Here is a 23,428-nt window from a genome sequence, read left to right as displayed (position 1 = left end):
ATCCACGTCAACATGCTTTAAAACCTTGCGGCTTTTTTAGGGAGGCTCTATTGCATTACCCGGCTCAAAACCGCGCCGATCCGAAATGAAGGCCAAGAAATGAAATATGTAAGCACGCGTGGGGAAGCGCCGGTCCTGGGGTTCAGCGATGCATTGCTCGCCGGTCTAGCCCGGGATGGCGGTCTCTATCTGCCACAGGATTATCCTCAGTTTTCACCAGAACAGATCCGTGACCTGCGCGGAAAATCCTATGTGGATATCGCGCTGGCCGTGCTCACTCCATTTGTCGATGGCGAAATTCCGCATTCGGATTTCCGCCGTATGGTGCATGAAGCTTACGGTACTTTCCGTCACGATGCGGTCTGCCCACTGGTTCAAACCGGCGCTAATGAATTCGTTCTTGAGCTTTTCCACGGCCCGACGCTTGCCTTCAAGGACGTCGCCATGCAGCTTCTCGCTCGCATGATGGACTATGTGCTGGCACAACGCGGCGAACGGGCAACTATCGTTGGCGCCACATCGGGCGACACGGGTGGTGCAGCCATTGAAGCCTTCGGCGGTCGCGACAATACCGACATCTTTATCCTGTTCCCGAACGGTCGCGTATCGCCGGTGCAGCAGCGTCAGATGACATCGTCCGGCTTCTCCAACGTTCATGCCCTTTCCATCGAAGGTAATTTCGACGACTGCCAGAACCTTGTGAAAGGCATGTTCAACGACCTACAGTTTCGCGATGCGCTGTCGCTTTCGGGTGTGAACTCGATCAACTGGGCGCGCATCATGCCGCAGGTCGTCTATTACTTTACGGCGGCGCTGAGCCTCGGCGCGCCGGATCGCGCTGTATCTTTCACCGTACCAACGGGCAATTTCGGCGATATTTTCGCGGGCTACGTCGCCAAGCGCATGGGTCTCCCCATCGACCAGCTGATTATCGCCACCAACGATAACGACATTCTCTCACGCACGCTGGAAACCGGCGCGTATGAAATGCGCGGCGTTGCACAGACGACATCGCCTTCGATGGACATCCAGATTTCCTCGAACTTCGAGCGCCTCCTGTTCGAAGCACATGGACGCGATGCAGCAGCACTGCGCGGCCTGATGGACAGCCTGAAACAGTCGGGCGGCTTCTCGATCTCCGAAAAGCCGCTCTCGGCGATCCGCAGCGAATTTTCTGCGGGCCGCTCGACGGTCGATGAGACCGCGGAAACGATCAAATCCGTGCTTGAGGCGGACGGCTATCTGCTTGATCCGCATTCGGCAATTGGCCTGAAGGTCGCTCGCGAAAATGTGTCCAATGCAGCGCCGATGGTTGTTCTAGCAACCGCACATCCGGCCAAATTCCCTGATGCTGTAAAGGCTGCAAGCGGTGTCGAACCGCAGCTTCCGGCATGGCTTTCAGACTTGATGGAACGAAAAGAAAGCTTCACAGTTCTTCACAACGACCTGAAAATCGTGGAAGAATACGTTCGCCGCCATTCGAGAGCTTAAAAAGACCGGCTCCGAGACGAGAACCAGAGCGGGAATGCAGGGAGCAGTTTGCTTATGGGTGTTGAAGTAACGCGTCTTTCCAATGGATTGACGATAGCCACCGATACGATGTCCCACGTGGAAAGCGTGGCGCTTGGAATTTGGGTCAAGGCCGGTGCGCGAAACGAAGCTGCCGACAGGCATGGCATTGCTCATCTTCTTGAGCACATGGCATTCAAGGGAACTGAAAACCGTACTGCCTGGCAAATAGCATCGGATATCGAGAATGTCGGCGGCGAAATCAATGCCGCCACCAGCGTCGAGACCACGTCCTATTATGCGCGCGTTCTGCGCAATGACGTGCCGTTGGCCATCGATATCCTCTCCGATATCCTGACTGCCTCCAAGTTCGACGAAGCTGAACTGGAACGCGAAAAACAGGTCATCATGCAGGAGATCGGCGCGGCGCACGACACGCCCGACGATATTGTTTTCGACCGTTTCACCGAAACAGCTTACCGCCATCAGCCGATCGGGCGCGCCATTCTCGGCGAACCGGAGACGGTGATGTCTTTCACCTCCGCCGATCTGCGCCAGTATATGGACGAGCAGTACAGCGCCGACCGCATGGTCGTGACGGCTGCAGGCGGCGTCGATCACGACGCCTTCGTGAAGGAAGTCGAAAAACGCCTCGGCGGCTTCCGCGCCCACAATACAGCGCCTACGCTCGACCTTGCCCACTATGTCGGCGGCGATTTCCGTGAAAATCGAGAACTCATGGATGCACAGGTTCTGATCGGCTTCGAAGGACGCGCTTATCATGTGCGTGACTTCTATGCCTCGCAGCTTCTCTCCATGGTCCTTGGCGGCGGCATGTCTTCACGCCTCTTCCAGGAAGTGCGCGAGAAACGTGGCCTCTGCTATTCCGTCTATGCCTTCCATTGGGGCTTCTCGGATACCGGCTTGTTCGGCATCCACGCTGCAACGGGTCGCGACGAGCTGGTCGAACTGGTTCCTGTCCTGATCGATGAACTGCATAAGGCAGCCGACTCCATCAGCCTGGAAGAAGTGGACCGCGCCCGCGCGCAATATCGTGCAAGCCTTCTTATGTCACAGGAAAGCGCTGCGAGCCGTGCGGGACAGGTTGCGCGCCAGTTCCTGCTCTATGGTCGTCCTGTCGATAACAGTGAACTGATGGACCGTCTCTCGCTGATTACGCCTGAACGGCTGACCGACCTTGCCGGACGCCTTTTCCTTGACAGCAAGCCCACCATCGCCGGTGTCGGCCCGATCGGGCGGCTGATGAGCTTCGACGGGCTATCGGATGCTCTCTCGACGAGCGCGCATGCGAGGAAGATCGCTGTATAATTAAGGCAATAGGGCATTAGGGGAGTAGGGCAGTATGTTTAGCTCGGCGAATGCGTCCACCCTTCCCTATTGCCTTACCTCATCATGATCGGCCTGCCCTTCCGTAGAAGCAATCCGACCGTGCTGCGTGGGCAGCGCATCTATCTGCGCGAGCCGATGATGAGCGATTTTGCGAGCTGGGCCAGCCTGCGGGAGCAGAGCCGTGCCTTTCTCGCCCCGTGGGAGCCAACATGGCCCGACGACGACCTCACCAAGAGCGCCTTTCGCCATCGGATGCGGCGTTTTCAAGATGAAATATCGGCTGGAACCGGCTACCCGTTTTTTGTGTTCCGCAACAGTGACAACAAACTTGTCGGCGGCATTACGCTCGGTAATATCCGGCGTGGTGTCGGCCAGAATGGCATGATCGGCTACTGGAGCGGCGAGCCTTACGCCGGCAAGGGCTATATGACCGAAGCCCTATCGCTGGTTATCCCCTTCGCATTCGATCAACTCCGGTTGCACCGGATTGAAGCAGCCTGTATCCCTCATAATGAGCGTTCGATACGGCTTCTCGAAAAAGCCGGATTTGAGAGAGAAGGACTGCTGCGTTCCTATCTCAAGATAAACGGCTTCTGGCAGGACCACCTGCTTTTCGCCCTTATAGAAAGCGACAAACGTATGACGGATAACCGCATGATCAATGGCAAGGTTGGACGCTCGTGACGGGTTTTGCGGATAAGTGGTTTGTTGCTGGTGTGCGATTTCTCGCGCTCATGGTTTTTCTGACCGTTTCGGTCGTCCAGGCATCGGCCATTGAACCGATCAAGATTTCCAAGGAAGATACTGCCCTCGACCTGTCTCGCGCTGTTGAACTTCTGCGCAACAAGGGCGAAAGCGTGCAGGTATCGACCGCACCGGGTCCTGACGGCATTGTCCGCCGCATCGAAGTGCAGGCTGACCAGAACAGCAAGGCATCCGGCGACTGGGCCGCTTTCTCAATTGCAAATCCCACCGACGAGCAGATCGACCGCCTGATTGTGGCTCCGCATTTCCGTCTTGTCGGCTCCGGCGTCATTTGGCCCGATCTTGGCTCCCCGCGTATTGCATCGATCACACCAAGCGAGGGCTTTGCCCTCGACCGCCAGCCAAGCGCCGATGCAGACGTTTTCCGCATTACGCTCAATCCGGGCAGCGTTGTCACCTTCGTGGCCGAACTGTCTTCGCACAACCTGCCCCAGCTCTATCTCTGGGAGCCGGAAGCCTACAAGGATGCGGTCAATTCCTACACGCTTTATCGCGGTATTCTGCTTGGCATTTCCGGTCTGCTGGCGCTGTTTCTGACCATCCTTTTCGTCGTCAAGGGCACTTCGCTGTTCCCTGCAACCGCCGCACTTGCGTGGGCGGTTCTGGCCTATATCTGCGTCGATTTCGGCTTCTGGAACAAGTTGATGGAGATAACGCCGGGCAATGAGCAAATCTGGCGTGCGGGCACCGAAGTGGCACTTGCCGCCTCACTTGTGATTTTCCTGTTCACCTATCTCAATCTCAACCGCTGGCACGATCATTTCAGCTACGGCGCGGTAACATGGGTTCTGGGTCTGCTGGCACTTGCAGGGGTTGCCGTCTTCGATCCGCCCGTGGCTTCCGGTATTGCGCGTATTTCGCTGGCACTTACCGTTGTGTCCGGTGTCGCTATTATCGGCTATCTGGCGGTCAAAGGGTATGATCGCGCCGTCATGCTGATACCAGCCTGGCTTCTCACCCTCATATGGCTTTTGGGTGCCTGGATGACGGTTTCGGGCAGGCTCGATAATGATATCGTGCAACCTGCCCTTGGCGGTGGTCTTGTCCTGATCGTTCTTCTGATCGGCTTTACAGTCATGCAGCACGCCTTCGCTGGCGGAGCGCTGCAACAGGGCCTTCTGTCCGACATGGAGCGACAGGCTCTCGCCGTCATCGGTGCGGGGGATATCGTATGGGATTGGGACGTACCGCGCGACCGCGTGGTGACGACGCCCGACATCGCCAATTATCTTGGCAATACGGCCAACAGCCTGCAAGGCCCGGTGCGCAACTGGCTTCCCGCCATGCACGCCGATGACCGCGACCGCTTCCGCTCGACGCTTGATGCCATTTTGGAAAACCGGCGTGGACGTATCGGTCAGATTTTCCGGCTCCGTGCCAATGATGGCCACTATCACTGGTATGCGCTTCGTGCACGCCCCGTCATTGGTTCAGATGGCGAAGTGGTGCGTTGTGTCGGCACGCTGGTCAATGTAACGGAACAGAAAAAGGCCGAAGAACGCCTGTTGCACGATGCGGTGCACGACAATCTGACCGGCCTTCCAAACCGCGAACTGTTCCTCGACCGTCTCAGCAATGTCATGAACATGGCGCGTGGTGAAAGCAATCTGCATCCGACGGTATTCATCATCGACATAGACCGCTTCAAACAGGTCAACGACAGCCTTGGTATGTCAGCGGGCGATACGATCCTCCTGACGATTTCGCGCCGTCTGGCGCGCCTCATGAAGCCGCAGGATACACTCTCGCGCCTGTCTTCCGACCAGTTCGGGCTGCTGCTCGCCTCTGAAAGCGATCCGGGACGCATCGCCTCCTTTGCCGAGGCTCTGCGTCAGGCCGTCCGTGCACCAATTGCCTATGCAAAGCGCGAAATTGTTCTGACAGCGTCCGTCGGCCTGATTACCTGGACGAAGACAGCAACAACCGCCGAAGACTTCGTGAAAGACGCCGAACTTGCCATGTATCAGGCAAAGCGCTTCGGCGGTGACCGCATCGAGCCATTCCGTCCTGCCTTCAGGGCTATCGGCAGCGACAAGCTCCAGCTTGAATCCGATCTGCGACGCGCGCTGGAACGTGACGAGATCAGCCTTGTCTATCAGCCCATCGTCAAGCTCGACGAGGGCACGATTGCCGGTTTCGAAGCGCTCATGCGCTGGGAACACCCACGGCGCGGCGCCATTTCGCCCTCGGAATTCATTCCGATTGCCGAGAATTCCGGCCTTATCATCCAGCTTGGCCTGTTTGCGATGCAACGGGCTGCAGAAGATCTGTTCGCATGGCAGGAACAATTCCCGAAGCTCGACCTTTTCGTTTCGGTCAATCTGTCATCTACACAGCTCATCCGTCAGGACCTCATCAACGATGTCCGCTCGGTGCTTTCGCGCATTCATCTCAATCCGGGCAGCCTCAAGCTTGAACTGACTGAATCCGTCCTCATGGAAAATCCGGAACAGTCCACGCACGTTCTGGCCCGCCTTAAAGCGATGGGCATCGGCTTGTCGCTTGACGATTTCGGAACCGGCTATTCCTCACTGGCATATCTCACGCGCTTCCCGTTCGACATCATCAAGATCGACCGGTCGTTCGTGAAGGGCGACCAGCCGCAGAAAGCCACCCTGCTGCGTTCAATTGTGAGCATGGCGCATGATCTTGGTCTTGCTGTCGTGACCGAAGGTGTGGAGAGCGAAAGCGATGCGCTTCAGCTTCGTCAGATGGGTTGCGAATATGTGCAGAGCTTCATGTTCGGCCAGCCGACGAGCCGCGACGAAGCAACCCGCATGATCCGTGAACAGCTCAACGCTGCAGCGGCCTGATTAGGGCAGTAGGAAAATATGGCCGTTTCGGCCGTACGCAATTTAAACATATTGCCTTACTGCCCTATTGCCTTAATCCTGCTCTCAAGCATGCCCTGCATCGGAAACAAGCCGGGACATATCGATGCCCATATGGAGCATCAGGCGCGAATATTTGCCCTCTATATCGCTGTCGAACAGCATGTCGAGCGGCGCGTCGCAGGTTAGCCAGCCATTCTCGGCAAGTTCCACCTCGATCTGGCCCGGCGCCCAGCCGGAATAGCCTAGCGCCATCAGCGCGCGTGACGGCCCCCTGCCCCCGTAAATGGCGCGCAGAATATCGACCGTTGCTGTGAGGCAGACTTCCTCCGAAACCGGCATTGTGGAATCAACCATGTAATCATCGGAATGCAACACGAAGCCACGCGTACGGTCCACAGGCCCGCCATTGCGTACCATCATATGCTGCGCGCGATCCGGCAGAATAATCAGTTCATCCTCATCGATGACCCCGATCTGACGCAGGAGGTCTGGAAATTCGACCGGCTGAAGCTGATTGATGATGAAGCCCATCGCGCCTTCATGGGAATGCGCACAAATATAGACCACCGACCGGGCAAAACGCTCGTCGCTCATTCCGGGCATGGCAAGCAGGAACTGCCCGTTCAGAAAACCCTGCTCCTTGTTTGGCGCCTTGAGAATGGTCATGAATATGAAGGTAGCAAGACTACGCAAAATAACAATGGTCATTTATTTCCCGCCTCGGATTCGACGTGAAAACTCGTTCGGATAACCAACTAGGCTTCCTCCGCACAAGCAGCCGATGGACGTCGCAGCTCGACAATATTGGACTTGAAGCGACCATCTTTTCGTTCCATCTTTTGCCCATGAACATCCGAACTCTTGCACTCGCACCGTTTCTGTTGGCCTCGCTGGTACTTCCGGCATTGGCCTCGACCTCTGACTGGACCGAGACGCCCGGCGGGCGTGTTCGCGTCATCATTGAAGACAACAGCCCGAACAACGCGACCAGCAACGAACGGCGCGGTGCCTTGCAAGTTGAGTTGCAGCCAGGCTGGAAAACCTATTGGCGTAATCCCGGCGATGCGGGCGTTCCGCCGCAGATCAACATCGAAGGTGAGGCGAAAGCACAGATCGATTTTCCTGCACCCGTCCGGTTTGGCGGAGAAGATGAAGGCGGGATTGGATATAAACAGCCCGTTTCACTGCCGATAGTCTTTCACCTCACAGCCGCCGACACGCGGCTGAAAGGCCATGTTTTCCTTGGTGTCTGTGAAAAAATATGCATTCCGGTGCAGGCTACGTTCGATTTCCCACTCAATGAAGACGGACAACAGGATTCGCCACAAGCGATAGCGGCCCGCACGATCATTGAGACTGCGTTCGACCGGCTACCGACGGCGGCAACCTCAACGTTCGGCATAAGCGATGTGAAGCGGGATGGAGACCAAGCCGTCTTCGACCTTGCTGTTCCCGACCCCGCCGCCCCTGTGGAGTTGTTTGTCGCCAGCGACAAGATCAGGATTTCCGATGCCGTCGCAATTGAAAGTAGTCAGCCCGGCCACCGTTTCACTGCAAAGGTGCACGGGGAGGCAGATAATGCCGTCGTTGACTATACCATCGTGCAGGGCGGGAAAGCCGTTTCCGGTCAAGTGACGCTGGATTAGTTTTTCCTGCTTCTATCCTTGTTTTAAAATTGTCCAGCGACCTGTTATCGGTTTAACTGTGCCGCCCGCGCTTCGCGGTGCGATTAGAGTTTGACAGTAGGCAGCGGAGCAGACGGCCCCCTGCCCCGAGGAGAAATTAGATGACGATCAAAGTTGGCGACAAGTTGCCTGCAGCGACTTTCAAGGTGAAGACCGCAGACGGCGTCAAGGAAATGACGACCGACGAAGTCTTCAAGGGCAAGAAAGTCGTTCTCTTTGCCGTTCCAGGCGCCTTTACGCCGACCTGCAGCCTCAATCACCTGCCGGGCTATCTCGATAATCGCGACGCGATCCTTGCCAAGGGTGTCGACCAGATCGCGGTTGTTGCGGTGAATGATGCTTTTGTCATGGGCGCTTGGGCACAGAGCACGGGCGGCGAAGGCAAGATCCTCTATCTGGCCGATGGTTCGGCAGTGTTCACAAAAGCGGCAGGCCTTGAGCTCGACGCAACGGCTGGAGGCCTTGGCATTCGTTCCAAGCGTTATTCGGCAATCGTGGAAGACGGTGTGGTCACGACGCTCAACATCGAAGAGCAGGCCGGACAAGCGGTTACATCGGCTGCGTCGGGCATTCTCGAACAGCTTTGATCTAGAGCATTTCCAACGATTTCATTAGAGCGCCGATCTGACTGGATCAGATCGGCGCTCTAACAAAAAAGGGCGGCAATGCCGCCCTTTTTCATGCAAGTTTATTGCACTTTCAGTGACTTACGCCCACCATACTTGAATGGCTCCATGCCCTCCCGGGCAAGTTCGTCGGCGCGTTCATTTTCCGGATGTCCGGCATGGCCCTTGACCCAATGCCAGTTGACCTTGTGCGGCTTGCGCGCTTCATCAAGCGCCTGCCAAAGCTCAGCATTCTTGACCGGCTTTTTGGCTGCAGTCTTCCAGCCATTGCGTTTCCAGCCTTCGATCCAGCCGGAAATGCCGTCACGCACATAGACCGAGTCCGTATAAAGATCGACTTCGCACGGTTCTTTGAGTGCCGAAAGCGCCGAAATAGCCGCCATCAACTCCATGCGGTTGTTGGTCGTGTCGGCTTCGCCGCCCTTCAGTTCCTTGACATTATCATTCCAGCGCAGGATTGCGCCCCAGCCGCCGGGGCCGGGATTGCCCGAGCAGGCACCGTCCGTATAAGCCTCAATCCGCTTCACGCAGCTGCTCCCTGCTGCTCAAGACCATATTCGGCAGCAGTTTCGATCTGGCGATGGAAGCGGATCTTGCGCACATACTCCATCGGGTCTTTCTTGACCACGAAACTGCCTTCGGGAACATTCAGCCAGTCATAAAGCCGGGTGAGCATGAAGCGGATGGCGGCCCCACGCGCCAGAACCGGCAGTGCATCGGCTTCCGCCGCGGAAAGCGGACGGACCGAAGTATAGCCGCGCAGCAGTGCTGCACCTTTGGTGCGATTGTAGGAGAAGTCTTTCTCAAAGCACCATGCGTTCAGGCAGACGGCAACGTCGTAGGCCAGAGTGTCCGTGCAAGCGAAATAGAAATCGATGAAGCCCGAAAGCCTGTCACCAAGGAAGAAGACATTATCCGGAAAAAGATCAGCATGGATCACGCCCTGCGGCAGGTCGGCAGGCCAGTTCTTTTCCAGAAAAGCAAGATCAGCTTCCGCCTCGCGGACGAGGCCCGGTTCCACCATATCCGCGCGCTCACGCGACAGGTTCCACAACGGGCGCCAGTCGGCAAGCGTCAGGCCATTACGACGGCGCAACGAAAAATCGGCGCCTGCCAGATGCATATGTGCCAGCCCTTCGCCGACCGCTTCGCAATGCTCCACCGTCGGGCGACGCATCCACATGCCTTCAAGGAAAGTGACGATTGCAGCAGGCCGTCCGGCAAGCTCGCCAATTGTCGTGCCATCACGACGAACCACAGGCTGCGGGCACTCGAGCCCACGGCTAGCCAGATGCTGCATCAGGCCGAGAAAGAACGGCAGATCTTCGCGATTGGTGCGCTTTTCGTAAAGCGTCAGGATAAACGAACCAGAAGTCGTATGCAGAAGATAGTTGGAGTTCTCCACTCCCTCCGCGATACCTTTGTAAGATGTCAGTGTGCCGATATCGTACTGCTGCAGGAAAGCGCCAAGTTCGATTTCATTGATATCCGTATAGACGGCCATGCCGCTTATTTCCCTTGTATGATCTTGGGCATCAATTTCGGAATACCGACCACCCGGTGTTCCCCGTTGACGAATGCCATATCCTGCACCGTCAGTTCCACATCGCGAATCTCGCGATTCACAAGGAAATTCTCGGTTTCGACCGTAGTTTCGGCCAGTTCAATCTTCACGTTGAAGCGTGCCTTGAAGGCATCGATGATTTCATCGACGATGATTTCAGGCGCGGAAGCACCTGCCGATAACCCCACAACCGATATATCACCGATGCGGTCCCACTCGATATCAGCCGCGCGTTGAACCAGCATCGACATCCGTGCGCCCGCCTTCTCCGCCACTTCAACCAGTCGCTTGGAGTTGGAGGAATTGGGCGCACCGACGATCAGAAAAAGATCGCATCCGGGAGCGGCGGAACGCACTGCATCCTGCCGGTTGGTCGTGGCATAGCAGATCGATTCCGCAGCAGGCGCGGAAAGGTTTGGAAAGCGTGCTTGTAATTCTTCGATAATGCCTGCTGTGTCGTCCACCGAAAGCGTCGTCTGCGTCACGAAGCCGAGATTGTTCTCATCATCGAAATGGCAGCTGCGCGCATCCTCAACCGTTTCGATCAATGTCACCGCACCGTCCGGCAATTGCCCCATCGTGCCAATCACTTCCGGATGACCGGAATGGCCTATCAGAATGACATGGCGACCGAGGCGCTGATGACGCATGGCCTGCTTATGAACCTTGGAAACCAGCGGACAGGTTGCATCGAGATAGAACAGGTTCTTGGCTTCCGCATCGGCAGGCACCGATTTCGGCACACCGTGGGCGGAGAATACTACCGGCTGATCGCGGTGCTCCGCAGGTATTTCGTGCAGTTCCTCGACAAAGATCGCGCCACGCGACTGCAGACCCTCAACTACATATCGGTTGTGCACGATCTCATGACGAACATAAACCGGCGCGCCATATTTCTTCAGCGCCAGCACAACAATCTGGATCGCCCGGTCCACTCCGGCACAAAAGCCGCGCGGCCCGCAAAGACGAATTTCCAGTGATGGTCGCTGATCGGTCATGAAGCGTGCTCGCAAGGTTCGGCGTGGCTTGAAACTTTAAGCGCATAACGCGTTTAAGTTTTTGTTTCACACATGTCTTTGTCCCCAAAACTGGTGCGCTCTTTTGGAAAACATGCACTCGTCTGGGAGTTGGGCTGCAACGAGGCCGTTGTCAACCCCTCACCCCTCTTCGTCTTTATTCTCGCTGTCTCGGACGGAAAACCGGTCTCCACTTTTCCTAAGACAGCGATAGCGCCACAACCACGTCCCGACAACCCCTATCAGGGCCAGAGCGAGGCCGTACCATGTCATTGCATACTGCAAATGGTTGTTGGGAAAATCGATAATCGTCACGCCACCGATAGGCAGACCACCTGGATTGGGTTTGTTATCTGCATCGACGAAGAACGGCACGACCTCATCCAGATTTGGCAGATCGGCGCTTTCGGCCATCGCCGTCCAGTCTTTCCAATAGAAAATATTCTTGGCGATATCGTTGTCTGGAAGGAAAAACCCGGGCTTTGCCGGCAAGGGGTCGCGTGCCAGACCGGTCACACTCACCAGGCCATCGACCTGTCCTTCAACACGTGTTGAAGGATCTTTTTTTTCGTAGGGAACGAAGCCGCGATTAACCAGCACGAAACGCCCATCTTCAAGCATCAATGGCGTATAGACATTATATCCGGCGGCTCCTTCATAGGTGGCCAGAAAATGCCGCTCTCCCTGATGCATGAAAGTGCCCGAGACCGTCACCGGGCGATATTCGACCGATCCCTCCTGCTTGTAGATTTTTTCCATTTCGGAAAGCGGCAAAGGCGCTTCATGAACGCGCTGTTCGGTCGATGCGATCAGCGCTTCCTTCCATTGCAGACGCTCCACCTGCCAGGTGCCAAGCGCCAGCAAAATGACGAGCGCTATGGCGGATGCGATCACCACACCCCACGGAAAGCGATGCGACTGCTGTGCTGTCGTCATTTACTGTCATCCTGTCGGCTGTCTATCCGCCCCGGCGCTGCCTTGTTGCGATATTGCATATTGATAAGGATGCCTTTGGCCCATCGCATGGCGACGAGGCTGAGGATAATGGCGAGCGGCACCCAGAGAATGAAATGTACCCAGAGCGGCGGCCCCACATTCACTTCCATCCAGAGCGCAAGACCAACGACGATGAAGCCTATAATCAAAATGACAAACGCCGCCGGACCATCGCCGGAATCAGCAAACGCGTAATCCAGTCCGCAAGCCGAGCAGCGTGGAGCGACTTTCAGGAAGCCGTCGAACAGCTTCCCCTCGCCGCAACGCGGGCAGTGTCCGGCAATGCCACTCTTTATGGGATCGACCGGCGGATAAATGTTCTGATCCGGCATTACGCTTCCCTTCTCAATATCTTTTCACAAACAAAAGGCGGCCATGTTGCCAGGGCCGCCTCGGAATTTTTACCCGCTAATGATCAGCCGGCGTGCATCGGTGCGCCCCATCCACCCCATACATAGATGGCGAAGAAAAGGAACAGCCAGACCACGTCAACGAAGTGCCAATACCAGGCAGCGGCTTCGAAACCGAAATGCTGCTTTGGCGTGAAGTCACCGCCGATTGCGCGGAAGAGGCAGACCAGAAGGAAGATCGTGCCGACGATAACGTGGAAACCATGGAAACCGGTCGCCATGAAGAAGGTCGCGCCGTAGATCGAATCCTTGAACGCAAACGGTGCGTGGATGTATTCGTATGCCTGCACAAAGGAGAACAGAACACCCAGCGCCACGGTGATTGCGAGACCGGTGATCATGCCCTTGCGGTCATTGTGCAGCAGCGCGTGGTGCGCCCAGGTCAGCGTCGTGCCCGACAGAAGCAGGATCACGGTGTTGTAGAGCGGCAGGTGCAGCGGATCGAGAACCTCGATGCCCTTCGGAGGCCAGACGCCGCCTGTGAACGTGGCGCGCGCTACCTGATGCACTTCATTCGGGAAGAGGCTTGCATCGAAGAACGCCCAGAACCACGCCACGAAGAACATAACTTCCGAGGCGATGAACATGATCATGCCGTAGCGCAGATGCAGCGACACGACGCGGGTATGGTGGCCCTCATGCCCTTCCTTGATCGTATCAGCCCACCAGCCATACATGCAGTAAAGCACGATCGCGAGGCCGATGAAGAATATCCACGGCGTCACAATGTTGAGGCCGAAGAACGGCAGCTCACCGGCATTGATGTAACGCATCCAGGCAATACCGCCGACGGCAAGCACGAATGCACCCACCGAGCTCAGGAACGGCCAAGGACTGGGCGCGATAATATGATAGTCGTGATTTTTCTGATGAACGTCGGCCATGTCTCTCCCCGTAAATCCCCTTAGGGGCTCCTCTCTCGTACCTTCCTGCTCAAACCCCTAACGCGGTGCCAAGCAAGTCTGTCTGTAACAAGCGGTATTTCTTGTCAGAATAAAACCGCTTCATTGTTTTGTCTTTGCGGCATTATGCGCCGCTAGAACATTTCGTGATTCCCTGGATCATTGGAAATGCTCAATCTTCTTGTTTTATGCGCATTATCCTACGCAAAACCGCTCCGCACTTTTGCTGGAAATGCTCGATCTTTTGTTTTTACGCATGTCTCCTGAAACCGGTTCCCACTTTTGGGAGACATGCGCTAGGCATCAGCTTCCGTTGGTTGGCGTCTCGGCCTTGGCATTTGCGACCGGCTTCGGCTTTTCAATCGGAAAGAATGTATAGGACAGTGTTATTGTTTTGACGTCCTTCAGATCGGGATCGTTGACGATCTCCGGATCAACAAAGAACACCACCGGCATTTCCATGTCTTCGCCCGGCTGCAGGGTCGTATCCGTGAAACAGAAGCATTCAACCTTGTTGAAGTAAGCTCCTGCCCGACCTGGCGCGACGTTGAAGCTTGCGCGACCATAGGTCGGCTGATCGAACAGGTTACGCGCTTCATACTTGATCATCGTCGTTTCGCCGATGCGAACCGTGACCTCGCGCTGTACGGGCTTGAAATCCCATGCCAGTCCATTGGCCGTATTCGCGTCGAAACGCACCTTGATGGTCTTGTCGAGGATAGTATCCGAATATTGCTCCACCCGCTGCGTCGTGCCGCCATAGCCCGTCACCTGACAGAAAATGCGGTAGAGCGGAACGGAAGCATAGGCTGCACCGATCATGCAGACAAAGAAAGACAGGCACGCAAAAGCAATCGTCGCATTGGAGCGCTGTTGCTTCTTCAGCTTTTGATCCTTTTCCTGCTGATCCGCCATTTTCTCCTCCCAGATTAAGTTTAAAGCGTATCGCGTATTATCTACTTCATACGACAGGCTTTAAACCGTTGTATGTATGCAGTCTTTATCCCAAGATCGGCTCCCGTGTTTGGGAGACAAGCTAGATCGGCCGCACCAAAACGTTCACACCCAGTTTCGCAATTGTGCCGATGTAAACAAGCAGCACGAACAGCGCCAGAGCGATTGCCAATCCCCAAGAGCGATTGCGCTGGGCTCGCTTCTGCTGTTCCGTCGGAACAATCAGCTCCAGCTCGTTGTCCGTCGGCTTCTGTACGGTTTTATCCATTAGAACCCTCCAAAGGCGATCAACGCCTTCATTACCAGTGCCTCGACAAGCAGCACCGCAAACAATCCCGACAGGTATAGCAGCGAGAAACGGAACAACTTGCGGGCGGCGGCCAGCATTTCAGGCTGTGATCCGGCAACCCACATGCGCCATGCATAGTAAACGAAGGCCAGTCCAAGCAGCGTGGAAATCGCGCCATAGACCGGACCCGCAAAGCCAAGCACCCACGGCAGAACGCCAACCGGCGCCATGATGATCGAGTAGAAGAGTGCCTGACGCCGGGTCGAAAGCTCGCCCTTGACGTTCGGCATCATCGGAATACGCGCCGCTTCATAATCATTGGCTGAAAAGAGCGACAACGCCCAGAAATGCGGAGGGGTCCACAGGAAGATAATCATGAACAGAACGACGCTGTCCCAGGTGATTTCGCCTGTTGCAGCCGCCCAGCCGATCATCGGAGGGAATGCGCCTGCCGCACCGCCGATGACGATGTTCTGTGGCGTCGAGCGCTTCAGCCACATCGTATAAACGACGGCATAGAAGAAAATCGTAAAGGCAAGTAGTGCGGCCGACAGCCAGTTGACCATCAGGCCAAGCGTGACGACTGAAAAGGCTGAAAGTGTCAGGCCGAAGGCCAGAACTTGATTGGGCGCAATAATGCCAGCTGGAATAGGCCGGTTGCGCGTGCGCTTCATCACTGCGTCAATATCAGCATCATACCACATGTTCAGCGCACCAGACGCGCCAGCGCCGACCGCTACGCACAAGATGCTGATGGCAGCGAGCACAGGATTCATATGTCCCGGTGCGACCACGAGACCGACCAGCCCGGTGAAGACCACAAGGGACATCACCCGGGGCTTCAAAAGAACAAGGTAATCCCGCGCAGTCGCTTCGGAGAGAGCGAGCGCGTCGTCGGTACCTGCGTTTTTTTCCACCAGAGACATTTTGACTTTAAAAACCTCAAATTCACCGGTCCGAACACCGCGCCCCTACAGCACGGATCGGCACAATCACAACAATGTCCTCCCGGAAACCGTTCTGTTCCCGCCGGAAATGCCGTGCTTGATGGCCGACTTTTTCGTCTACCGGCGACGGGCGGAACAGAATGCCGCCCGCCCATAGCACATTTTGTAAAGAAGGGCGAAGTCTTTTCCGGACTCCGCCCATCGCACGATTACTTGATGCGCGGCAGCTGTTCCCACTGGTGGAACGGCGGTGGCGACGAGAGCTGCCATTCCAGCGTGGTTGCGCCTTCACCCCATGGGTTTGCACCGGCTTCACGCTTCTTCGCAAATGCCTCGAAGACATTGTAGAGGAAGATCAGGACTGCGAAGCCCGAAATATAGGAGCCGTAGGACGACACCATGTTCCAGCCTGCATAGGCATCCGGATAGTCGATGTAACGGCGCGGCATGCCAGCAAGACCGAGGAAGTGCTGCGGGAAGAAGACCAGGTTCACGCCAACGAAGGTGACCCAGAAATGCAGCTTCGCCGTAAATTCATTGTACATGTAGCCGCTCATCTTCGGGAACCAGTAGTACCAGCCCGCGAAGATCGCAAACACCGCACCCAGCGACAGAACGTAGTGGAAGTGCGCCACAACGTAGTAGGTGTCGTGCAGCGCGCGGTCGAGACCGGCATTGGCGAGCTGAACGCCCGTCACACCACCGACCGTGAACAGGAAGATAAAGCCGATTGCCCACAGCATCGGTGCGCGGAACGTGATCGAACCGCCCCACATCGTCGCGATCCACGAGAAGATCTTGATACCCGTCGGAACAGCGATGACCATCGTAGCGAACACGAAGTAACGCTGCGTGTCGAGTGACAGGCCAACCGTATACATGTGGTGAGCCCAGACGACGAAGCCCACGACACCGATTGCCACCATGGCGTAAGCCATGCCGAGGTAACCGAAGATCGGCTTGCGCGAGAAGGTCGACACGATGTGGCTGACAATGCCGAAGCCCGGCAGGATCAGAATGTACACTTCCGGATGCCCGAAGAACCAGAACAGATGCTGGTAAAGGATCGGATCACCACCACCGTCCGGCGTGAAGAAGGTCGTTCCGAAATTGCGATCGGTCAGCAGCATGGTGATGCCACCTGCCAGAACCGGCAGCGAAAGCAGCAGCAGGAATGCCGTCACCAGAACAGCCCAGGCGAAGAGCGGCATCTTGTGCAGCGTCATGCCCGGAGCGCGCATGTTCAGGATCGTGGTGATGAAATTGATCGCGCCGAGAATCGACGAAGCACCGGAAATGTGCAGCGCCAGAATGGCGAAATCGATTGCCGGACCAGGCTGGCCGGTCGTCGATAGCGGCGGATACAGTGTCCAGCCGCCACCGGGGCCCCAACCACCGGGTGCCGAAGGCATGAACAGCGAGATCATCAGCAGCAACAGCGCAGGCGGCAGAAGCCAGAACGAGATGTTGTTCATGCGCGGGAAAGCCATGTCCGGCGCGCCGATCATCAGCGGCACCATCCAGTTGGCAAAACCACCGATCAGCGCGGGCATGACCATGAAGAAGATCATGACCAGAGCATGCGCGGAGGTGAACACATTGAACATCTGCTTGCCGGCATCAAGCGCGGCATCGCCCTCAACACCGTAAACCATGGACGCCAAGCCATGGAAAATCTGGATGCCCGGTTCCTGGAGTTCAGCGCGCATCGCGATCGACAGGGCGCCGCCGATAATACCGGCGATGATTGCAAAAATCAGGTACAGGGTACCGATGTCTTTATGATTGGTCGAGTATACCCAACGAACCCAGCCGTGCGGCTTGTGGTCGTCGTGAGCACCATGCTCGTGAGCTGCTGTGCCAGCCATGGAATTCGCTCCCGTTTTTCAACAGTCTTGGCGTTCGGGATCAGAGACCCGCCGCAGCCACTTTATCATTTGCGCCACCTTCAACAGCGGCCTGAAGCGCCTTGTTCGCGCCGTTCAGATCCGATCCCGCAGCGGCGATCCAGGTCTGATACTGCTCTTTCGAGACAACGCGCACGGCGATCGGCATGAAGCCATGATCCTTGCCGCAAAGCTCAGAGCACTGACCGTAGTAGAGGCCTTCCTTGTCCGCTTTGAACCAGGCTTCGTTGATACGACCCGGAACAGCGTCCATCTTCACGCCGAAAGCCGGAATGGTCCACGAATGGATCACATCGGCAGCAGTGACGAGAAGACGAACCGTTTCGCCGACCGGAACCACGACTTCATTGTCGACGGCGAGAAGACGCGGATAACGCGCGCGGTCTTCCTTGCCGGCAGCGGCGCGATCGCCATCCTTCAGAAGAAGGGCATCAAAGCTGACCGGATTATCGACCTGATATTCGTAACCCCAATACCACTGATAACCCGTCGCCTTGACCGTCAGCGTCGGATCTTCCGGCGAATACTGCGCCGTCAGAAGCTGGAAAGACGGAACCGCCAAAAACAGAAGAATGATCACAGGCCCGATGGTCCAGACCACTTCAATAGCGGTATTGTGGCTGGTTTTGGACGGCTCCGGGTTCGCGCTCGCACGAAAGCGAAACACCACCCAAAGCAACAAAAACAGAACCAGCAAGGTAATTGGAATGATGAACCAGAGCGTATAGCGCTCAAACCAATGAATCTGTTCGGCAATTCCAGTCGCTGCGTCCTGAAATCTCCATTCCCAGGGACGAGGCTGGTCCGCAAAAGCGGCACCAGTCGTCCACAGCACTGCAAGAGCGCCGCCGAAGGCGCCCTTCGTTGTGGCAACAATCTTATCCACCAGAACTCTCTCCCTTTTCGCCCTTTCGAGCTGGACGCCGGACGCTAAAGACGGCCGCATCCCCCGTCGGCGTTCAAACCACACCTTAGCGCACACCGCAAGGAAGGCGAATATGTTCCTGTGCGGCATTTTTGCGCGCAGTCCATGTGGGAAAGAGCGAATGTCCGAGTTTAATCAATGCGCCGGAGCTGCTCGTTTTCACCGTGAAAACTTGGGAAAACCGTACGAAACCCATAATGAAGCCATGATTTGACAAGACGTTTCCTTTAACGTGCCGCGTGACAATCGACGCAACAGACGGTATCACCGTTGCTATGATGGCCAGGACTGATAATCGCCAATCACGGCGCTTTTCATGGCCAATGCAGCGCGTTAACGTCCCGGTGATTCGATCTGGAGATTTCATGACTTTTCGCATGCTTGCCCGCCGCACGATCAGCCAGCGCCTCGCAACTCTTGCAACAGGCGTCAGCTTGACGCTTGCCGTTGCAACGCTTCCTTCGGTTGCTCAGGAAACACCGGCGCAGTTACAAACCCCACAAGAGGCCCCTGCTGCCCAGTCGCAGGCGGCTCCGAGCAGCCCGCAGCAGAGCGGCAAGCTCAAGTCGCAGCATGGCGCATGGTCCGTTCTGTGTGATACGCCTGCGGGCGCCAAGACTGAGCAATGCGCGCTGATCCAGAATGTGGTCGCCGCAAAGCGCCCTGAACTGGGTCTTTCGGTCGTCGTTCTCAAGACAGCAGACAACAAGGCGCGCATCCTTCGCGTTCTGGCGCCGCTAGGCGTTCTGTTGCCCAACGGTCTTGGCCTCAATGTCGACGGCAAGGATATCGGTCGCGCCTATTTCGTCCGCTGCTTCGAAGACGGCTGCTACGCCGAAGTGATCCTTGAGGATGAACTTCTCAAGACATTGCGTTCCGGCAAGGCTGCGACCTTCATCGTCTTCCAGACGCCGGAAGAAGGCGTGGGCATTCCTGTCGATCTCAAGGGATTCGGTGAAGGCTTCGACGCGTTGCCTTGATCACAACTGAGATGACCGGTTGTTCTCAACCGATTTAAGGCTTACATCCTGCAGCAAACACATGCTGCAGGATTTATTTTATGAAAAGCCTGATCGACAGTTTCGACGCCAGCCGCGACGATATCGAGCGTCTTGTCGCCCAAAGCCTGAAGGGCAGCGACGACGGAGAGCTCTTCGTGGAATATCGCGAGGCGGAGGCGCTTGTTTTCGACAATGGTCGTCTCAAGACCGGCTCCTTCAATCAGGATCAGGGATTCGGCCTGCGCTCGGTCGCAGGCGAAGCAATCGGCTATGCCCACGCGGGCGATCTTTCGCTTGCCGCCTTGAAGCGCGCTTCCGATGCGGTTTCTGCAACCCTTAAGGGCTATGGCGGAAACTATTCGGCGGCACCTGCCGGCACCAACCGTCACCTTTACACGGATGAAAACCCCATCGGTTCGCCGACATTCGATTCCAAGGTGCAGCTTTTGCAGCAAATAGACGCCTATCTGCGTGCCAAGGACCCGAAAGTACGTCAGGTTTCCGTTTCGCTCGCAGGCTCGTGGCAGCAGGTCGAAATTCTGCGCGCCGACGGTCATTTCGTACGCGATATACGACCCATGGTGCGCCTGAGCGTTGCGGTAGTGGCAGGCGATGGCGACCGTCAGGAATCAGGTTCGCATACGGTTGGCGGACGCAAGGGCTTTGGCGAGTTCATCACCGCTGAAAGCTGGCAGCATGCCGCCGATGAGGCATTGCGTCAGGCACTCGTCAATCTGGAAGCTATCCCTGCCCCGGCCGGCACATTCGACGTCGTTCTGGCCAATGGCTGGCCGGGTGTGATGCTGCATGAAGCCGTCGGGCACGGGTTGGAAGGCGACTTCAATCGAAAGAAGACCTCTGCCTTTGCCGGCCTGCTTGGACAGCAGGTTGCCTCCAAGGGGGTCACGGTCGTCGACGATGGCACCATCGCCGAGCGACGCGGCTCTCTCACGATTGACGATGAAGGTACGCCCACCAATCGCACCGTTCTGATCGAAGACGGTAAACTCGTTAATTATATGCAGGATCGCCAGAACGCCCGCCTGATGGGCATGGAAGCTACCGGCAATGGACGCCGCGAATCCTATGCTCACGCACCTATGCCGCGCATGACGAACACTTACATGCTTTCCGGCGACAAGACGCCGGAAGAGATCATCGCCTCCATGAAAAAGGGCATCTATGCCGTTTCCTTCGGCGGTGGTCAGGTCGATATCACCTCCGGCAAGTTCGTGTTCGGCTGTACGGAAGCCTACATGATCGAGGACGGCAAGGTCGGCGCGCCGATCAAGGGAGCGATGCTGATCGGCAATGGTCCGGATGCGATGCAGCGGATTTCGATGATCGGCAACGATATGAAGCTTGATACGGGTAGCGGCAATTGCGGCAAGGGTGGTCAGTGGGTACCTGTCGGCGTCGGCCAGCCGCATCTGCGCATGGATCAGGTAACAGTGGGAGGCACGGCTGTATAAGAGCCCTGCCGTCTTCCGCGCTTTCGCTCAGATGCCTGCTTTTTAGTGTCATCTAACTTGCAGATATCACCGGTAAAGTGCAGGCTATCAGGGTAACAGCCTGCATAGCGATATTCGATGTCAGGCCGATCTGGAGAGAGGAATGCCTGAATCGCCTTACGACTGGACGGGCAAGCGAACGGAAAAACGTGACCGGCAAAAGCGTATGCTGGTCGTGACAGCCATCACGATGGGCGCACTCATTCTTGTCCTCGGCATGGTGGACGGCCTGCTGATCCTGCTAGGCTGATATGCTGCCGATTTACGAAATCGATTGTGCCGGGATAGAAAACCCTGACGATCTTTGGCGACGGTATCTTTCCGCTGTTCCAGCCCAAGACCCGGAATCCTTCGGTTACACACTCGACTCATTCTGGGACGCTGTGCAATGGCAAGGTCCAGGCTGGCCCGGTGAATGCGAACTGGTTTTCAGGAATGCCGAAGCTCTGGGCAAGTTGAAGACACGCGGCGGCAAGCCGTTTCTCGAAGCGTTCAAGCGCCTCGTGAGCGAAACAGATCGGATAGTCGTCAGATTCGCGTAAAAACCGGGTCTCGATTTATATGCCCGGATTTTCTTCCAGCAAACCGGTCACGAAATCGAACAGACCCGGGCGGCGGTCACGGCGAAGACGTTCAGCTTCAATGATCGACTTGATAGCCGCAAAGGAGCGATCAAGATCCTCATTGATGACGATATAATCGTACTTCACCCATTTTTGGATTTCAAAACGCGCATTCTGCAAACGGGTCTCGATGACATCCGCCGTATCTTCCGCGCGACGGTTCAGGCGCTGCTGCAATTCGCGCATGGTGGGCGGAAGAATAAAGATCGACACCACATCGGCTGGCATCTTTGCTTGCAACTGGTCTGCACCCTGCCAGTCAATGTCAAACAGCATATCCTGACCGTCGGCCAGCGCGATCTCAGCCGTTTCGCGCAGCGTGCCATAGAAATTGCCATGGACCTCGGCCCATTCGATCAGCTCATCATTGTCACGAAGACGTTCAAACTCGCGGATCGTCTTGAAATGGTAGTGAACCCCTTCGATCTCGCTCGGGCGGCGCTGGCGCGTCGTCACGCTGATCGACAGCGAGAGGTTCATCTTCTTGTCTTCCAGCAACAGCCGGGCAATGGTGGACTTACCGGCTCCGGATGGCGACGAGATCACCACCATCAAGCCTCTACGTGCGACGCCATTTTCAACCGAAGAGATGGCCATGATACCTGTTACTCCAGATTTTGTACTTGTTCGCGAAACTGGTCCACGACTGCCTTCAGTTCCAGACCGATGGCTGTGATCGACGCTGCATTCGATTTGGAACACAGTGTATTAGCTTCACGATTAAATTCCTGTGAAAGAAAATCGAGCTTGCGCCCGACGGGGCCACCATCCGCCAGAAGCTTGCGGGCGGATGCCACATGGGTCTCCAACCGGTCAAGCTCTTCCTGAATATCGGCCTTGGTCGCCAGAAACGCCGCTTCCTGATAGAGCCGCGTCTCATCAAGCTCGCGTGCGGAATCCATCAGCAGCGCCACCTGTCCAGCGAGACGGGCCTTGATCGCGTCTGTGCTCCGCGACGGGTCGCGGCGGGCATTCACGGTCAGGCGCTCGATACTATCGACATGCGCGGACAGAATAGTGAAAAGAGCCTTGCCCTCCTGCTTGCGGGCATCGGCGATTGCTTTCAGCGTTTCCTCAAAACCTGAGACGACGGCAGCTTCCAGTCCGCCGCGCTCGTCTTCGTCATCAGCCATCTGTGCCTGATCGATGATACCGCGCAATGAAAGAATGCCGTCTACGCTGGCGGGGGCCAGTCCGTGCGTTGCCTGCAAATCCGCACCGAGCTTCAGGATCTCGGCGAGCATGGCCTGATTGATGCTGAAACCAGCCTGCGCCTCGCTGCGCTCCACACTGAGGCTTGCCTGAAAATTGCCACGCGAAAAATGACGCGCCAGCATGGAGCGTACAGGATGTTCGGCGGCTTCAAGGCCTTGCGGCAGACGCAGCCGAAGGTCGAGCCCCTTACCATTGACGGAACGCACTTCCCAGACGATGCGCGCTTCTCCGCCTTCCATGGCATGTTGCACGGCATGGCGTGCAAAACCGGTCATGCTTTGGAGCGCCATGCGTTCCATCCCCTCAACTCACGCCCGCGACAGTGCGGACTTACTCTAAAAACCAATCCGAAGCCGGTGGCGAACACCGGCTTCGGTTACACATTCTCAAACTCACCAA

Annotated in this window: 24 protein-coding genes; 10 read left to right on the top strand and 14 right to left on the bottom strand. The window is 56.5% G+C overall.

Annotation, left to right across the window (positions count from 1 at the left end):
• The first annotated feature begins 99 nt into the window (after window positions 1-99).
• From thrC to pdeA, 4 genes are all read left to right on the top strand, one after another.
• Window positions 100-1,491 (top strand): threonine synthase, encoded by a 1,392-nt coding sequence (thrC, locus tag OHI65_RS12280; RefSeq protein WP_029925493.1) that lies wholly within the window; start codon window positions 100-102, stop codon window positions 1,489-1,491.
• 54 nt (window positions 1,492-1,545) lie between these two features.
• Complete coding sequence (locus OHI65_RS12275) at window positions 1,546-2,838, top strand: M16 family metallopeptidase (protein ID WP_125333785.1); 1,293 nt, start codon at window positions 1,546-1,548, stop codon at window positions 2,836-2,838.
• 84 nt (window positions 2,839-2,922) lie between these two features.
• Window positions 2,923-3,543 (top strand): GNAT family N-acetyltransferase, encoded by a 621-nt coding sequence (locus tag OHI65_RS12270; protein ID WP_040129757.1) that lies wholly within the window; start codon window positions 2,923-2,925, stop codon window positions 3,541-3,543.
• A 50-nt stretch (window positions 3,544-3,593) separates the two neighbouring features.
• Entirely contained in the window at window positions 3,594-6,437 is a 2,844-nt protein-coding gene (pdeA, locus tag OHI65_RS12265; protein WP_049768413.1) for a phosphodiesterase PdeA, read from the top strand.
• A gap of 84 nt (window positions 6,438-6,521) precedes the next feature.
• Here pdeA and OHI65_RS12260 read toward each other — a convergent pair whose 3' ends face one another.
• Window positions 6,522-7,124 carry a YqgE/AlgH family protein gene (locus OHI65_RS12260; protein WP_264359160.1) on the bottom strand — a complete coding sequence of 201 codons (603 nt, stop codon included), beginning with the start codon at window positions 7,122-7,124 and terminating at the stop codon, window positions 6,522-6,524.
• A 179-nt stretch (window positions 7,125-7,303) separates the two neighbouring features.
• On the opposite strand from OHI65_RS12260, the gene OHI65_RS12255 reads away from it, so the two are divergent.
• Complete coding sequence (locus tag OHI65_RS12255; protein WP_094514874.1) at window positions 7,304-8,104, top strand: protein-disulfide reductase DsbD domain-containing protein; 801 nt, start codon at window positions 7,304-7,306, stop codon at window positions 8,102-8,104.
• Between the two features lie 140 nt (window positions 8,105-8,244).
• Window positions 8,245-8,730, top strand: coding sequence for a peroxiredoxin (locus tag OHI65_RS12250; RefSeq protein WP_010658408.1), 486 nt, complete (start codon window positions 8,245-8,247; stop codon window positions 8,728-8,730).
• A gap of 101 nt (window positions 8,731-8,831) precedes the next feature.
• Here OHI65_RS12250 and rnhA read toward each other — a convergent pair whose 3' ends face one another.
• The 11 genes from rnhA to coxB all read right to left on the bottom strand — a co-directional run bounded on the left by rnhA (window position 8,832) and on the right by coxB (window position 18,640).
• On the bottom strand, window positions 8,832-9,296 hold the full coding sequence (gene rnhA, locus OHI65_RS12245) for a ribonuclease HI (protein WP_012090854.1): 465 nt from the start codon (window positions 9,294-9,296) through the stop codon (window positions 8,832-8,834).
• Window positions 9,293-10,273, bottom strand: coding sequence for a homoserine kinase (locus OHI65_RS12240; RefSeq protein ID WP_264358918.1), 981 nt, complete (start codon window positions 10,271-10,273; stop codon window positions 9,293-9,295). The genes rnhA and OHI65_RS12240 overlap by 4 nt, the downstream gene beginning before the upstream one ends.
• A 5-nt stretch (window positions 10,274-10,278) precedes the next feature.
• Complete coding sequence (ispH, locus tag OHI65_RS12235; RefSeq protein ID WP_012090852.1) at window positions 10,279-11,331, bottom strand: 4-hydroxy-3-methylbut-2-enyl diphosphate reductase; 1,053 nt, start codon at window positions 11,329-11,331, stop codon at window positions 10,279-10,281.
• Between the two features lie 159 nt (window positions 11,332-11,490).
• Window positions 11,491-12,285 (bottom strand): SURF1 family protein, encoded by a 795-nt coding sequence (locus tag OHI65_RS12230; protein WP_094514873.1) that lies wholly within the window; start codon window positions 12,283-12,285, stop codon window positions 11,491-11,493.
• Complete coding sequence (locus OHI65_RS12225) at window positions 12,282-12,677, bottom strand: DUF983 domain-containing protein (protein WP_010658403.1); 396 nt, start codon at window positions 12,675-12,677, stop codon at window positions 12,282-12,284. The genes OHI65_RS12230 and OHI65_RS12225 overlap by 4 nt, the downstream gene beginning before the upstream one ends.
• A gap of 83 nt (window positions 12,678-12,760) precedes the next feature.
• Window positions 12,761-13,639, bottom strand: a complete 879-nt coding sequence (locus OHI65_RS12220) for a cytochrome c oxidase subunit 3 (RefSeq protein WP_012090850.1) — start codon at window positions 13,637-13,639, stop codon at window positions 12,761-12,763.
• Between the two features lie 321 nt (window positions 13,640-13,960).
• Window positions 13,961-14,572, bottom strand: a complete 612-nt coding sequence (locus OHI65_RS12215; RefSeq protein WP_036585944.1) for a cytochrome c oxidase assembly protein — start codon at window positions 14,570-14,572, stop codon at window positions 13,961-13,963.
• A 121-nt stretch (window positions 14,573-14,693) separates the two neighbouring features.
• Window positions 14,694-14,879 carry a hypothetical protein gene (locus OHI65_RS12210; protein ID WP_010658400.1) on the bottom strand — a complete coding sequence of 62 codons (186 nt, stop codon included), beginning with the start codon at window positions 14,877-14,879 and terminating at the stop codon, window positions 14,694-14,696.
• Window positions 14,879-15,826, bottom strand: a complete 948-nt coding sequence (locus tag OHI65_RS12205) for a heme o synthase (RefSeq protein WP_012090848.1) — start codon at window positions 15,824-15,826, stop codon at window positions 14,879-14,881. The genes OHI65_RS12210 and OHI65_RS12205 overlap by 1 nt, the downstream gene beginning before the upstream one ends.
• Window positions 15,827-16,056: 230 nt before the next feature.
• The gene (ctaD, locus tag OHI65_RS12200) at window positions 16,057-17,715 is read right to left on the bottom strand and encodes a cytochrome c oxidase subunit I (protein ID WP_010658398.1); all 1,659 of its coding nucleotides are present in this window, start codon (window positions 17,713-17,715) and stop codon (window positions 16,057-16,059) included.
• A 40-nt stretch (window positions 17,716-17,755) separates the two neighbouring features.
• The gene (gene coxB, locus OHI65_RS12195; protein ID WP_010658397.1) at window positions 17,756-18,640 is read right to left on the bottom strand and encodes a cytochrome c oxidase subunit II; all 885 of its coding nucleotides are present in this window, start codon (window positions 18,638-18,640) and stop codon (window positions 17,756-17,758) included.
• Window positions 18,641-19,044: 404 nt separating this feature from the next.
• Here coxB and OHI65_RS12190 point away from each other — a divergent pair, with 404 nt between their 5' ends.
• From OHI65_RS12190 to OHI65_RS12175, 4 genes are all read left to right on the top strand, one after another.
• The gene (locus OHI65_RS12190) at window positions 19,045-19,659 is read left to right on the top strand and encodes an invasion associated locus B family protein (RefSeq protein ID WP_012090846.1); all 615 of its coding nucleotides are present in this window, start codon (window positions 19,045-19,047) and stop codon (window positions 19,657-19,659) included.
• A gap of 80 nt (window positions 19,660-19,739) precedes the next feature.
• Window positions 19,740-21,152, top strand: a complete 1,413-nt coding sequence (tldD, locus tag OHI65_RS12185) for a metalloprotease TldD (protein ID WP_264358917.1) — start codon at window positions 19,740-19,742, stop codon at window positions 21,150-21,152.
• Between the two features lie 142 nt (window positions 21,153-21,294).
• Entirely contained in the window at window positions 21,295-21,441 is a 147-nt protein-coding gene (locus tag OHI65_RS12180) for a hypothetical protein (protein WP_158304317.1), read from the top strand.
• Between the two features lies 1 nt (window position 21,442).
• Complete coding sequence (locus OHI65_RS12175; protein ID WP_264358916.1) at window positions 21,443-21,733, top strand: barstar family protein; 291 nt, start codon at window positions 21,443-21,445, stop codon at window positions 21,731-21,733.
• A gap of 15 nt (window positions 21,734-21,748) precedes the next feature.
• On the opposite strand, the gene gmk is transcribed toward OHI65_RS12175, so the two are convergent.
• Window positions 21,749-22,411, bottom strand: a complete 663-nt coding sequence (gmk, locus tag OHI65_RS12170; protein ID WP_010658393.1) for a guanylate kinase — start codon at window positions 22,409-22,411, stop codon at window positions 21,749-21,751.
• Between the two features lie 8 nt (window positions 22,412-22,419).
• The gene (locus tag OHI65_RS12165; protein WP_029925522.1) at window positions 22,420-23,319 is read right to left on the bottom strand and encodes a YicC/YloC family endoribonuclease; all 900 of its coding nucleotides are present in this window, start codon (window positions 23,317-23,319) and stop codon (window positions 22,420-22,422) included.
• Between the last annotated feature and the right edge of the window lie 109 nt (window positions 23,320-23,428).

This window comes from Brucella sp. MAB-22 (assembly GCF_025908475.1).
Lineage (GTDB): Bacteria > Pseudomonadota > Alphaproteobacteria > Rhizobiales > Rhizobiaceae > Brucella > Brucella anthropi.
Note: the sequence above shows the minus strand (reverse complement) of the source record. Positions and strands in the feature narration are given on the sequence as shown.